The sequence below is a fragment of the Pseudomonas sp. BF-R-01 genome (assembly GCF_019946615.1).
Taxonomy (GTDB): Bacteria; Pseudomonadota; Gammaproteobacteria; order Pseudomonadales; family Pseudomonadaceae; genus Aquipseudomonas; species Aquipseudomonas migulae.
The window spans coordinates 1-13,686 of record NZ_JAGYFX010000038.1 but is presented as its reverse complement, the minus strand read 5'-3'; the positions used below and the strand labels follow the sequence as shown (position 1 = coordinate 13,686).

Here is a 13,686-nt window from a genome sequence, read left to right as displayed (position 1 = left end):
AAACCTCATAACGGGAGGAAACCATGAGTCGCGCCTTCGTCAATGAAGATAACGCCGCCGCGCAAGTTGATCAGCCCGTCGAACGGCAGGTCAGCACGCAGCCCAATTACGTCACGCCCGCAGGCCTTGCCCAGTTGCAGGCAAAAGTCGCCGGGTTGCAACAATTGCACAATGAACAATCGGCCCAAGGCGAACAGGCCGACAAGCAACGCCTGGTGGACCTTGAGCGGGATTTGCGCTACTTCAATCAGCGCCTGCAAAGCGCTCAGGTCGTGACCGCCGCCAGTTCAACGCAAAAGGTGCAGATCGGCAGCCGCGTGACCTTCGCCGACGAGCACAGCACCGAGCAAACCGTGCAATTGGTCGGTGAAGACCAGGCCGACGCGTCTGCGGGCCTGATCAACTGGGGTTCACCGCTGGGCCGGGCATTGCTTGGGGCGCAACTCGGCGACGAGGTGCTGTGGCAACGCCCGGCGGGCGATCAGACGATCGAAATCATCTGCATCGAACCGGCTTAAACCACGCCCTGGGCGAGCATGGCGTCGGCGACTTTGACGAAACCGGCAATGTTCGCGCCTTTGACGTAGTTGATGCGGCCGTTCTCTTCGCCGTAATGCACGCACGCATGGTGGATCGATTGCATGATCCCGTGGAGCTTGCTGTCCACTTCCCCGCCGGTCCACAGCAGACGCATGGCGTTCTGCGACATCTCCAGCCCGCTCACCGCGACACCGCCGGCGTTGGACGCCTTGCCCGGCGCGAACAGAATCCCGGCCTCGATAAACAGGTCCACGGCTTCCAGGGTGGTCGGCATGTTCGCGCCTTCCGCCACGCAGATGCAGCCGTTGCGCAGCAACGTGCGCGCGGCATCGGCATCCAGTTCGTTTTGAGTGGCGCAGGGCAGCGCGATGTCGCACGCCAGATCCCACGGGCACTGACCCGCACGGAACTCCAGACCGAAACGCGTGGCCAGCTCGCTGATCCGTCCACGCTTGACGTTTTTCAGCTCCAACAGCGCCAGCCACTGTTCTTCGGTCAAACCCGCTTCGCAGTACAGCGTGCCTTCGGAGTCCGAGAGCGAAATCACCTTGCCGCCCAGGTCCATGACCTTGCGCGCCGCGTACTGCGCAACGTTACCGGAACCCGAGATCGCTACGCGCTTGCCTTCGACGGCTTCACCGCTGCGCTTGAGCATTTCCTCGGCGAAGTACACGCAGCCGAAACCGGTGGCTTCCGGACGAATCAGGCTGCCGCCATAGCTCGGGCCCTTGCCGGTCAGCACGCTGGTGAACTGGTTGCTCAGGCGCTTGTACTGGCCGAACAGGAAACCGATCTCGCGGGCACCGACGCCGATGTCGCCGGCCGGCACGTCAACGTCTGCACCGATGTGGCGGTACAACTCGCTCATGAAGGCCTGGCAGAAGCGCATGACTTCCGCGTCGCTTTTGCCTTTCGGGTCGAAGTCCGAGCCACCCTTGCCACCGCCCATGGGCAACGAGGTCAGGGAGTTTTTGAAGGTTTGTTCGAAGGCGAGGAATTTCAGTACGCCGAGGTTCACCGATGGATGGAAACGCAAGCCGCCCTTGTACGGACCGATCGCGCTGTTCATCTGGATGCGGAACCCGCGATTGACCTGCACCTTGCCGTGATCGTCGACCCAGGAAACACGGAACACAATCGCCCGCTCCGGCTCGCAGATCCGCTCCAGAATGCCGGAGGTCAGATAATGCGGATTGGCTTCGAGAAATGGCCACAGACTGCGCAGGACCTCTTCGACGGCCTGATGGAATTCAGGTTGGTCCGGGTCGCGTTTTTTCAGTCGGGCAAGGAAGGTTTCGACGGATTCGATCATGGAAAAGTCTCGGCAAATTTATTGTCGTTGGAAGAGATTGGGCCGGACTTTAGCAAACGGAGTGCGCACAGTAATAGAGCAAAATGTCGCGTTTATGAAATTAAATGGTGCGCAGGATATAAATAATCTCCATTTTCAGGCTGATTTCGCACCTAAAAAGGGATTCACAAATTGGATCATGCACCAGTAGTGATTCCGCTTTCGCGAGCAAGCTTTGCTCCTACAGTTGATCGCGTCCCCTGTAGGAGCAAAGCTTGCTCGCGATGAATGCACCTCGGTACACCTGAAAAAATGCGAAAAAAAACGGAGCCCGAAGGCTCCGTTTTTTCATGCAACCAACCCGAAATCAGGCCAGTTTCTTGTGCCGTACACGATGCGGTTGGGAAGCCGCTTCGCCGAGGCGTTTCTTGCGGTCGGCTTCGTACTCGGTGTAGTTACCTTCGAAGAACACCGCTTGCGAATCGTCTTCGTACGCCAGGATGTGCGTCGCGACGCGGTCAAGGAACCACCGATCGTGAGAGATCACAATGGCGGCGCCCGGGAAGTCCAGCAGGGCTTCTTCCAGGGAACGCAGGGTTTCAACGTCGAGGTCGTTGGACGGTTCGTCGAGCAGCAGGACGTTGCCGCCCTCTTTCAGGGTCAGGGCCAGGTGCAAGCGACCGCGCTCACCACCGGACAGGTCCTTGACGAACTTCTGTTGATCGCCGCCCTTGAAGTTGAAGCGACCGACGTAGGTACGCGACGGGATCTCGTAGTTGCCGATGCGGATCTGATCCGAACCGTCGGAGATTTGCTGGAACACAGTCTTGCTGCCGTCCAGGTCTTCGCGGCTCTGATCGACGCAGGCCAGTTGCACGGTTTCGCCGACTTCGATGCTGCCCGAATCCGGTTGTTCCTTGCCCATCAGCATGCGGAACAGCGTCGACTTACCGGCACCGTTACCGCCGATCACGCCAACGATGGCGCCTTTAGGCATGGAGAACGACAGGTTGTCGATCAGCACGCGATCGCCATAGCCCTTGGAAACGTTCTTGAACTCGATGACCTTGTCACCCAGGCGCGGACCGGCCGGGATGTAGATCTCGTTGGTTTCCGAACGCTTCTGGAATTCCTGCGATTGCATTTCTTCGAAGCGTTGCAGACGTGCCTTGGATTTGGACTGGCGGGCCTTGGCGCCTTTGCGCACCCACTCCAGTTCTTCCTTCATGGCTTTTTCGTGGGCCGACTGCTGCTTGGATTCGGCAGCGAGACGATCGGACTTGGCTTCAAGCCAACCCGAATAGTTGCCCTCGTACGGGATACCGGCGCCGCGGTCGAGCTCGAGGATCCAGCCAGCAACGTTGTCCAGGAAGTAACGGTCGTGCGTGATCGCAACGACAGTGCCCGGGAAGTCGTGGAGGAAGTGTTCCAGCCAGGCGACGGAATCGGCGTCCAGGTGGTTGGTCGGTTCGTCGAGCAGCAGCATGTCCGGTGCGGACAGCAGCAGGCGGCACAGGGCCACACGACGCTTTTCACCACCGGAAAGGAATTCGACCTTGGCATCCCAGGCCGGCAGGCGCAGCGCATCGGCGGCGACTTCCAGTTGGCGATCCAGGTTGTGACCGTCGCTGGCTTGCAGGATGGCTTCGAGCTTGGCCTGTTCGGCGGCCAGTTTGTCGAAGTCGGCATCTTCATCAGCGTAAGCCGCGTAGACCTCGTCCAGGCGTGCCTGGGCGTTCTTGATCACGCTGACCGCTTCCTCGACCACTTCACGCACGGTCTTGGTCGGGTCCAGGATCGGTTCCTGTGGCAGGTAGCCGATGTTCAACTCCGGCATCGGACGGGCTTCGCCCTCGAACTCGGTGTCGACGCCGGCCATGATTTTCAGCAGCGTGGATTTACCCGAACCGTTGAGGCCGAGCACGCCGATCTTGGCGCCGGGGAAGAAGGACAGCGAAATGTTTTTCAGGATTTCCCGCTTCGGCGGAACAACTTTGCCCAGCCGATGCATGGTGAAGACGTATTGAGCCATGGAGAACCTTGGGTCAGTGACAGATGAATGATTGGAGCGCAGGCGATGCCCGGCCAGGCCGTGCGCGTCGACGACTGATAGGTATCAATGCTGCGCGCTGAAAAAACCTGATTCTAGGAGCTGGAACGCTCCCGCGTAACCGGCAAAGCTACCTTATTGACAGAAGGCAGTCCAGCCGGGAGGGTCTGGCACTTTGCCACAACTCAAGGCATGCTAGCCGCCCTCCGGGCGTCCGGCTTATAGTGCACGTCGCGCCAGTCCAGCTAAATCGCAGGATTACAGTTTGTCTAATGTCACTCCGCCCTTGACCACCCGTGCACCGACTGCTGTGCCCGGTTCCCCCCTGCGCGGAACATTAAAGGGCGCGCTGGCGACACTCGTGCTTTTGCTGCTCGCGTTGCTGTTCTGGCAACTGCTGGATCAGCTGCGCGAAACCCAGAAAAACCAGCGCCAATACACCATCGACTACACCGCCGATCTGGCGGCGCAAGTCAGCCTGAACATGTCGCTCAATGCGCAGATCGCCCTCAACCTGCTACCGATCGTCGAACAGCCGCAAAGCGCCGACGAACAGCAGGAGCTGCTGCGCAAGCTGCAAAAGTCCTTGCCCGACCTGCGCAGCCTCGCGTTGTTGAGCCCCTCAGGAAAAGTCATCAGCGACACCACCACCGACAGCGACGATGCCGACTACCTCGTCGAACTGGTACGCCGCAGCCGTACCCAGGCACATTATTTCAGCAACGCCGATAACGGTTCGGTGGTGCACCTGTTGCTGCATCAAGCCAGCGGCAGCTCTCGGGGCTATTGGGTCCTGCGCCTGACGCCGAGCTTTTTCTCGTCACTGACCAAACCAGGCGAGGCCGGCATCCGCCCAATGTGGCTGGTGGAAAACCGCGTCAATCACCAGGTCATCAGCCGCGATGATTCACAGCCCCTGGCCAAGCCGAGCGAGCTGACCGCGAATGATGTGGCCAACAGCGTGCTGACGGTCCCCCTGACCGGCAGCGACTGGCAACTGCGCGGGTTGTTCGACCGGCAACGTGTGATCGAAGAACTGCTGCCGGCGTTTATCGGTAAATGCCTGTTGGGGCTGGCGCTCTCTCTGCTGCCGCTGATCGCCCTGTTGAACATACGCCGTCGTCAGCGCCAGGTGAGTGAAGGTCGCCGGCGCTATCAGGATATTTTCGAAGGCACCGGCGTCGCCCTGTGCGTGCTCGACGTGTCTGGCCTCAAGAACGTCTTCGACAAAAACCAGTTGCTCAGCACCGAACACCTGCAAGCCTGGCTGGAAACCCCGGAACAGCGCCAGCAACTGTTGCAGGAACTGCGCATCACCGAGGTCAACCAGGTCGCCCTGCAACTGCTCAACGTCAATTCCTGTGAGCAAGCCTGGAAGTTGCTGATCGACGGCAATCCGCTGGATGGCACCGCCATCGGCAATCAAGTGCTCGAAGCGGTACTCAACCAGCAGAAACAGTTCGAGCTGGAAATAAAACTGCAAGACGCCAATGGCCGCGATCAACACCTGTGGCTGGTGATGCGCCTGCCGGAAAACCAGGACGACTATAAAGCGGTGATCCTGAGCATCAGCGACATCACCAGTCGCAAGCTCATCGAACTGTCGCTGCTTGAGCGTGAAGGGTTCTGGTCCGACGTGGTGCGCACCGTGCCGGATCATTTGTACGTCCAGGACGTGATCAGCCAGCGCATGATCTTCAGCAACCACCACCTGGGCCAGACACTCGGTTACAACCGCACCGAGCTGCACCAGATGGGCGAGTACTTCTGGGAAATCCTGCTGCACCCCGAAGATGCCGACCACTACCACCGCGCGCGACAGACCCAGCGGCACGCGGGCTATACGCAATTGCTGCAATGCCAACTGCGCTTCCGTCACCGCAACGGCAAATGGCGGCGTTTCGATATTCGTGAACAGGCACTGGCGCGGGACAAACACGACCAGGTCACACGGATCATCGGCGTGGCCAAGGACATCACCGAGCAAATCGAGGCCAGTGAGTCCCTGCGCGACAGCGAGCAGCGCTACCGGATGCTCGCCGAAAGCATCAGCGACGTGATTTTCTCCACCGACAGCAAGCTCTCGCTCAACTACGTCAGCCCGTCGGTGCAAGCCGTGCTGGGCTACGACACCGACTGGATTTTCCAGAACGGCTGGCAGTCGACCATCGCCAACCCGCAACAGTTGACCGGCATCTACAACCTGATGGACCGCGTCAGCAAAGCGCTGGGCAAACCCGACCAACTGGCGCTGTTGCGCAGCCAGGTGCAGACCCAACTGTTCCTGTTCGACTGCCTGCGTGCCGATGGGCGCAAGATTCCGATCGAGTTGCGGCTGGTGCTGGTCTGGGACGAACACGGTGCCTTCGAAGGCGTGCTCGGTGTCGGTCGCGACATCAGCCAGCAACGCCGCGCCGAGAAAGACCTGCGCATGGCGGCCACGGTATTCGAACACTCGACGTCGGCGATCCTGATCACCGACCCGGCAGGCTACATCGTGCAGGCCAACGAAGCGTTCAGTCGCGTGAGCGGCTATGCGGTGGAGCAAGTGCTCGACCAGTTGCCGAACATGCTGACCGTCGACGAGCAGCAGGAAGCGCACCTGCGCTATGTGCTCAAGCAATTGAATCAGCACAGCACCTGGGAAGGCGAAGTCTGGCTCAGGCGTCGTAACGGCGAGCATTACCCGGCGTGGGTCGGCATCACGGCGGTGCTCGACGATGAAGGCGATCTGGCCAGTTACGTGTGTTTCTTCAGCGACATCAGCGAGCGCAAGGCCAGTGAACAACGGATTCACCGCCTCGCCTATTACGACGCCCTGACGCACCTGCCCAACCGCACGCTATTCCAGGACCGCCTGCACACCGCGCTGCAATCGGCGGAACGGCAGAAGTCCTGGGTGGTGCTGATGTTCCTCGACCTCGACCGTTTCAAGCCGATCAACGACTCCCTGGGCCACGCCGCCGGCGATCGCATGCTCAAGGAAATGGCCACGCGCCTGCTCGGTTGCGTCGATGACGACGACACCGTGGCGCGCATGGGCGGCGACGAATTCACCTTGCTCCTGCAACCGCGGGCCAACCGTGAAATCGCCCTCAATCGGGCGATTCACGTGGCCGAACAGATTCTCGCCAGCCTGGTGAAACCGTTCGTGCTTGAAGGCCGCGAATTCTTCGTCACCGCCAGTATCGGCATCGCCCTGAGCCCGCAGGACGGCAACGAACTCAGTCAGCTGATGAAGAACGCCGACACCGCGATGTACCACGCCAAGGAACGCGGCAAGAACAACTTCCAGTTCTATCAGGCGGACATGAACGCCAGCGCCCTCGAGCGCCTGGAGCTGGAAAGCGACTTGCGTCACGCCCTGGAACAGAACGAATTCGTTCTGTACTACCAGCCGCAATTCAGCGGCGACGGCAAACGCCTGACCGGCGCCGAAGCCTTGCTGCGCTGGCGTCATCCGCGCCGTGGCCTAGTGCCGCCGGGGGATTTCATTCCGGTGCTCGAAGAACTGGGTCTGGTGGTGGACGTCGGCGACTGGGTGATCAGCGAGGCGTGCCGTCAGCTCAAGACCTGGCATCAGGCCAAGGTGCGGGTGCCGAAGGTATCGGTAAACATCTCTGCCCGGCAGTTCTCCGACGGCCAGCTCGGCACACGGATCGCCACCATCCTCAAGGAAACAGGCCTGCCACCGGCGTGCCTGGAACTGGAGCTGACCGAAAGTATCCTGATGCGCGAAGTCAGCGAGGCGATGCAGATTCTGGCCGGGCTGAAAAACCTCGGGCTGAGCATCGCGGTCGACGACTTCGGCACCGGTTATTCGTCGCTCAACTACCTCAAGCAGTTCCCGATCGACGTGCTGAAGATCGACCGAACCTTTGTCGATGGCTTGCCGTCGGGTGAACAGGATGCGCAGATCGCCCGGGCAATCATTGCCATGGCCCACAGCCTCAACCTGGCGGTGATCGCCGAGGGCGTGGAAACCCATGAGCAACTGGACTTTCTGCGTGAGCATGGCTGTGATGAGGTTCAGGGTTACCTGTTCGGGCGGCCGATGCCGGCGGGCCGGTTTGAAGCGCAGTTCAGTAATGATGCGTTGTTCATGTTCGATTGAAATTTGTAGTGCTGCAGATGACCCCTTCGCGGGCAAGCCTCGCTCCTACGGATATCACCGACTGTAGGAGCGAGGCTTGCCCGCGAAGAGGCCGGCACGATCGCCGCCGATTCCTGCATGAACACCACTTGTCTGCGACATGATGCCCTTTCATATGCCATCTAAATCCCATTGGGTTAGAATGCCCCCCTTTTCTGCCCCGATCCTTGAGGACCGCCATGTTCAGCCGTGATTTGACTATTGCCAAGTACGACGCCGATCTTTTTGCCGCCATGGAGCAAGAAGCTCAGCGCCAGGAAGAACACATCGAGCTGATCGCTTCGGAAAACTACACCAGCCCTGCGGTGATGGAAGCTCAAGGCTCGGTACTGACCAACAAGTACGCCGAAGGCTATCCGGGCAAGCGCTACTACGGTGGTTGCGAGTTCGTCGACGTCGTTGAGCAACTGGCCATCGACCGTGCCAAAGAACTGTTCGGCGCCGATTACGCCAACGTTCAGCCGCACGCCGGTTCGCAAGCCAACAGCGCCGTTTACCTGGCCCTGCTGCAAGCTGGCGACACCATCCTGGGCATGAGCCTGGCTCACGGTGGTCACCTGACCCACGGTGCCAGCGTTTCGTCCTCCGGCAAGCTGTACAACGCCGTTCAGTACGGCATCGACGCCAATGGCCTGATCGACTACGACGAAGTCGAGCGCCTGGCCGTTGAGCACAAGCCGAAAATGATCGTGGCCGGTTTCTCTGCTTACTCGCAGATCCTCGACTTCCCGCGCTTCCGCGCAATCGCTGACAAGGTTGGCGCCTACCTGTTCGTCGACATGGCCCACGTGGCCGGTCTGGTCGCCGCTGGCGTCTATCCGAACCCGGTGCCATTCGCTGACGTCGTGACCACCACCACGCACAAGACCCTGCGCGGTCCACGTGGCGGCCTGATCCTGGCTCGCGCCAACGCCGACATCGAGAAGAAGCTGAACTCCGCAGTATTCCCGGGCGCCCAGGGTGGCCCGCTGGAGCACGTGATCGCAGCTAAAGCGATCTGCTTCAAGGAAGCGCTGCAGCCTGAGTTCAAGGCTTACCAGCAACAAGTGGTGAAAAACGCCCAGGCCATGGCCAGCGTCTTCATCGAGCGCGGTTTCGACGTGGTTTCCGGCGGTACTGAAAACCACCTGTTCCTGCTGTCGCTGATCAAGCAGGAAATCTCCGGTAAAGACGCTGACGCCGCTCTGGGCAAAGCATTCATCACCGTGAACAAGAACTCCGTGCCAAACGATCCACGCTCCCCGTTCGTCACCTCCGGCCTGCGCTTCGGCACCCCGGCTGTGACCACTCGCGGCTTCAAGGAAGCAGAGTGCAAAGAGCTGGCCGGCTGGATCTGCGACATCCTGGCTGACCTGAACAACGAAGCGGTGATCGACGCCGTTCGTGAGAAGGTCAAGGCTATCTGCAAGAAGCTGCCGGTGTACGGCGCTTAATTGCACCGCTAGACCGTAGTTAGAAAAAACCGGCCAGTGATGGCCGGTTTTTTTTCGCCTGCGATTTGTGGGTGCCGGCTGGCTGGAGCGCTTGTTCTTGAGCCTTGCATTGATCTTTTGGGCGCCATCGCCAGCAAGCCGGCTCCTACACACCCAGCTTCGCTGGTCAGACCGGTCATGCCAATTTTCAGGTTTTCACTTGTAATCGTAAAAAAATCCGGCGTAGACTGCGCCTGCACTGGACATACCGGTAAGACCACAATAATTAAGTCCTGAATCTGATGCGCGCAGCGCACGGCAGCCAGGACACCGACCAGGATTCCTCCCATGCTCAGATGGTGCTCGCGTTCAATCTTCCTTCAAGTGGTTCTCGGACTGGTGCTCGGCATCGTCTGCGGGCTGACCCTTCCCGAATACTCCGCCCAGCTCAAACCCCTCGGCGACGGTTTCATCAAACTGATCAAGATGCTCATCGGCCTGATCGTGTTCTGCGTGGTGGTCAGCGGCATCAGCGGTGCCGGCGACCTGAAGAAGGTCGGGCGCATCGGCCTGAAATCGGTGATCTACTTCGAAGTGCTGACCACCATCGCCCTGGTGATTGGCCTGGTGTTCGCCTTCAGCACCGGCATCGGCAGCGGCGCGAACATTCATCTGGAGCAGCTGTCTGCCGCCGACATGGGCGACATCGCCCAGCGCGGCCAGCACATGCACACCACTACGCAGTTCCTGATGGACCTGATTCCGACTTCGGTGATCGGCGCCTTTGCCGACAACAACATTCTGCAGGTCCTGCTGTTTTCAGTGCTGTTCGGCAGCGCACTGAACCTGGTGGGCGAAGCCGCGTCGGGCATTTCCCGGCTGATCAATGAGCTGAGCCACGTGATTTTCCGCATCATGGGCATGATCGTGCGCCTGGCGCCGATCGGCGTGTTCGGCGCAATTGCCTTCACCACCAGCAAATATGGCCTGGACTCCCTGCAACACCTGGGCAGCCTGGTCGGTCTTTTCTACCTGACGTGTGTCGCGTTCGTGGCGCTGATTCTCGGCCTGGTGATGCGCCTGTCCGGCCTGCGCATGTGGCCACTGCTCAAATACCTGCGCGAAGAACTGATGATCGTCATGGGCACCGCCTCGTCCGACGCCGTGCTGCCGCAAATCATGCGCAAGCTCGAACACCTGGGCATCGGCAGTTCAACGGTCGGGTTGGTGATTCCCACCGGTTACTCATTCAACCTCGACGGTTTTTCGATCTACCTGACATTGGCCATTGTGTTCATCGCCAATGCCACCGGTACGCCGTTGGCCATGACTGATTTGCTGACCATTTTGCTGGTGTCGCTGATCACCTCCAAAGGGGCTCACGGGATTCCCGGCTCGGCACTGGTGATTCTGGCAGCGACACTGACAGCCATCCCGGCGATTCCGGTGGTCGGTCTGGTGCTGGTACTGGCGGTGGACTGGTTCATGGGCATCGGCCGCGCGCTGACCAACCTGATCGGCAACTGCGTGGCCACCGTGGCCATCGCCCGATGGGAAAAAGACATCGATATCCAACGCGCAAACAAGGTGCTTTCCGGTCAGGTGGGTTATACCTTCCAGCCTCGAAAACCGGTCGCGCCCGCGCACCAGCAGGAATTTTAAACAACGTGTGCCTGCCTTTGGGCGGGCACATTATCGCGACTTGGAGCGAACAGTGATTACCTCGTCAACCGTCGTAAATTCAGTAGTGGAAAAACTTCGTGCTGCGCTGGCACGTGGGCAATGGCGCTCCGGCGAGATGCTGCCGGGGCAACGTGAACTGGCCGAGCAACTGGGCATCAGCCGCCCGAGCCTGCGCGAGGCGGTCATCGTCCTGGAAACCCTCGGCCTGGTGCGCTCGATGCCGGGCAAAGGCGTGGTGGTGCTCGATGCCCAACTGGCTGACAGCCAAAGCCACGACAGTGCAGTGGCCGGCGCGAGCCTGGAAGACGTGCTGCAACTGCGCTACACCCTTGAGCCGTTTATCGTCGGCCTGGTGGCGCAGTCGATCAGCAGCAAGGAAGTCGGACAATTGCGCCTGACCCTGATGGACATGCGCGAAGCCCTGGAGGCGAACGACAGCGAAGCCGGGGTCAACGCCTACATCGCGTTCCACGAAGAGCTGTTCACGCTGACCTCGAACCCGATTTTCCAGAGCGTGGTACAGCAGACCAGCAACGCCCTCAAGCAAAGCGCCGAGGTGCTGCGCAACTCCCCCGAGCATCTGGCCGAACGCCTCGAAGAAAACGAAGCCGTGGTACGCGCGATCCGCAGCAAAAACAGCGCCCTGGCGAGTGCCGAAATGCGTCGGCACATTCTTCGCGAAGGCCAGCGGATGGGCATCGAATTGAATATCCCGGACGACAACCTCGGCAGTTGAACCCTCTTGGAACCGGAGACAGGCCATGAACAGCTTCGCTTCAGCGCAAACTCTTGTTGCCCTGCCCTTCCCCGCGCCGACGGATGATCTCTACTCGCGAGTCTTCGACGCCATTCTTGAACAGCGCATCGATGCGGCCAGTCGCTTTACCGAAGAAAGCCTGGCGCAGATGTTCGGCGCTCGCCGCAGTGACATGCGCGGGGTGCTGACGCAGCTGTCCCATCAGCAGATCATCGTGTTGCGCACTCACCATCGTCCCCGAGTCGCTGCGCTCGATCATGAGCAAGTCCGGCAGACGCTGCATGCGCGGCGGCTGACCGAAACCACGGTGGTGCGGCTGGCGTGCCAGCAGCCCCGTGCGCAAGACTTGAAGTGTCTGCGTGGGTTGATTGATCGCGAGCGCCAATGTGCCGCGCATGGCTCGGCGATCAGGTTGGCGGGGGCGTTTCATCTGCAGCTGGCCGAAATGGCGGGGAATGCACCGTTGGCGCATTTTCTGGGCAGCCTGGTGCCACTCACTTCACTGGCGATTGCGCAGTTTGATGTATCGGTGGAGGGTTATTGCGATTGGCGGGTGCATTCCGCAATTCTGGATGCGGTGGCGCGTGGGGATGCGGTGAAGGCGGTCTCGCTGCTAAGCGGGCACCTGGATGATCTTGAGGAAATATTGCTGAACTCAGGACTTGGGCTTAGTCAGGATCGTGTTGCTGGTTAGATCGCTTTCGCGGGCAAGCCTCGCTCCTACGGATATCACCGACTGTAGGAGCGAGGCTTGCCCGCGAAGGCGTTATCACTGACCAACGAAACGATTCAATCCGCCGCCACCCGCGCAAACCCCTCGCGAATCTTCTCTTCCGGCAATTCATCGGCAATAAACACAATCACACTTTCCCGCGCCTCGCCCTCTGCCCACTCCGTGTCCCAGTCGAAGCCATACAACTTCAGCACACCCTGAAACACCATGCGCCGCGGCTCGCCAAGGATGTTCAGCACGCCTTTGTAGCGCAGCAACTGCTTGCCATGTTCTTCCAGCAGTTCGTTCATGAACTCGCTGAGCTTGTCGATATCCAGCGGCTTGTCGGTGCGCAGCACCAGGCTGGAAATGCGGTCGATGGAAGGCGCTTTGCTGACCGGGCGCAAACTCACGCCGCCACCCAGGTCGGCATTGAGGTTGAAGCCGCGCACATCGAGCAGTTCGGCCAGATCGATCTGGCCGTGGTCGACCACGCGAATCGGCGCGCGACGGTTGATACGGGTCAGGCGCTCGCTCAACGCGGTGAAGGTCGGCTCGTCCACCAGATCGCGTTTGCTCACCAGCAAGCGGTCGGCAAAACCAATCTGCGCCTGGGCGATGGTTTGGGTCAGGTGTACGTCGGCGTGCGCTGCATCGACCAACGTGATGATGCCGTCGAGGATGTAACGCTCACGCAGTTCTTCGTCGATGAAGAAGGTTTGCGCCACCGGTGCCGGATCAGCCAGGCCGGTGCACTCGATCACCAGACGGTCGAAGGCGATTTCGCCACTGTCCAGGCGTTCGAGCAACAGGTAAAGCGCTTTGGTCAGGTCGGTGTGGATGGTGCAGCAGACGCAGCCGTTGGACAGCGTCATCACTTGCACCGGCTCGTCGCCCAACAGTTGGGTGTCGATGCCGGCGTCACTGAATTCGTTTTCGATCACGGCGATTTTCAGGCCGTGCTCGGCTTTGAGCAGGTGGCGCAACAGCGTGGTCTTGCCGGCGCCGAGGAAGCCGCTGAGGATCGTGACCGGGATTGGTGTGAACAATCGAAAATCTCCCATACGCTAAAAAAAACTGTAGGAGCC

General features: G+C 60.0%; 9 protein-coding genes. 6 read left to right on the top strand and 3 right to left on the bottom strand.

Annotation, left to right across the window (positions count from 1 at the left end):
• Positions 1-23 precede the first annotated feature (23 nt).
• On the top strand, positions 24-518 hold the full coding sequence (locus KGB27_RS15825; protein WP_223555246.1) for a GreA/GreB family elongation factor: 495 nt from the start codon (positions 24-26) through the stop codon (positions 516-518).
• Here the strand turns inward: KGB27_RS15825 and gdhA are convergent.
• Both gdhA and ettA read right to left on the bottom strand, forming a co-directional pair.
• On the bottom strand, positions 515-1,852 hold the full coding sequence (gdhA, locus tag KGB27_RS15820; protein WP_223480578.1) for an NADP-specific glutamate dehydrogenase: 1,338 nt from the start codon (positions 1,850-1,852) through the stop codon (positions 515-517). The genes KGB27_RS15825 and gdhA overlap by 4 nt on opposite strands.
• 346 nt (positions 1,853-2,198) lie before the next feature.
• Complete coding sequence (ettA, locus tag KGB27_RS15815) at positions 2,199-3,863, bottom strand: energy-dependent translational throttle protein EttA (RefSeq protein WP_008028865.1); 1,665 nt, start codon at positions 3,861-3,863, stop codon at positions 2,199-2,201.
• A gap of 283 nt (positions 3,864-4,146) precedes the next feature.
• Between ettA and KGB27_RS15810 the strand changes: the two genes are divergently transcribed.
• The 5 genes from KGB27_RS15810 (at position 4,147) to KGB27_RS15790 (ending at position 12,580) form a co-directional block, all read left to right on the top strand.
• Positions 4,147-7,995: a bifunctional diguanylate cyclase/phosphodiesterase gene (locus KGB27_RS15810; protein ID WP_223555244.1), complete on the top strand. Its 3,849-nt coding sequence runs from the start codon at positions 4,147-4,149 to the stop codon at positions 7,993-7,995.
• 218 nt (positions 7,996-8,213) lie between these two features.
• The gene (gene glyA / locus KGB27_RS15805; RefSeq protein WP_008028869.1) at positions 8,214-9,467 is read left to right on the top strand and encodes a serine hydroxymethyltransferase; all 1,254 of its coding nucleotides are present in this window, start codon (positions 8,214-8,216) and stop codon (positions 9,465-9,467) included.
• Between the two features lie 327 nt (positions 9,468-9,794).
• Complete coding sequence (locus KGB27_RS15800; protein WP_008040326.1) at positions 9,795-11,108, top strand: C4-dicarboxylate transporter DctA; 1,314 nt, start codon at positions 9,795-9,797, stop codon at positions 11,106-11,108.
• A gap of 52 nt (positions 11,109-11,160) precedes the next feature.
• On the top strand, positions 11,161-11,865 hold the full coding sequence (locus KGB27_RS15795; RefSeq protein WP_223555242.1) for a FadR/GntR family transcriptional regulator: 705 nt from the start codon (positions 11,161-11,163) through the stop codon (positions 11,863-11,865).
• Between the two features lie 25 nt (positions 11,866-11,890).
• Positions 11,891-12,580 carry a GntR family transcriptional regulator gene (locus KGB27_RS15790; RefSeq protein ID WP_223555239.1) on the top strand — a complete coding sequence of 230 codons (690 nt, stop codon included), beginning with the start codon at positions 11,891-11,893 and terminating at the stop codon, positions 12,578-12,580.
• Between the two features lie 95 nt (positions 12,581-12,675).
• On the opposite strand, the gene yjiA is transcribed toward KGB27_RS15790, so the two are convergent.
• Positions 12,676-13,662, bottom strand: a complete 987-nt coding sequence (gene yjiA, locus KGB27_RS15785; protein WP_223555237.1) for a GTPase — start codon at positions 13,660-13,662, stop codon at positions 12,676-12,678.
• Between the last annotated feature and the right edge of the window lie 24 nt (positions 13,663-13,686).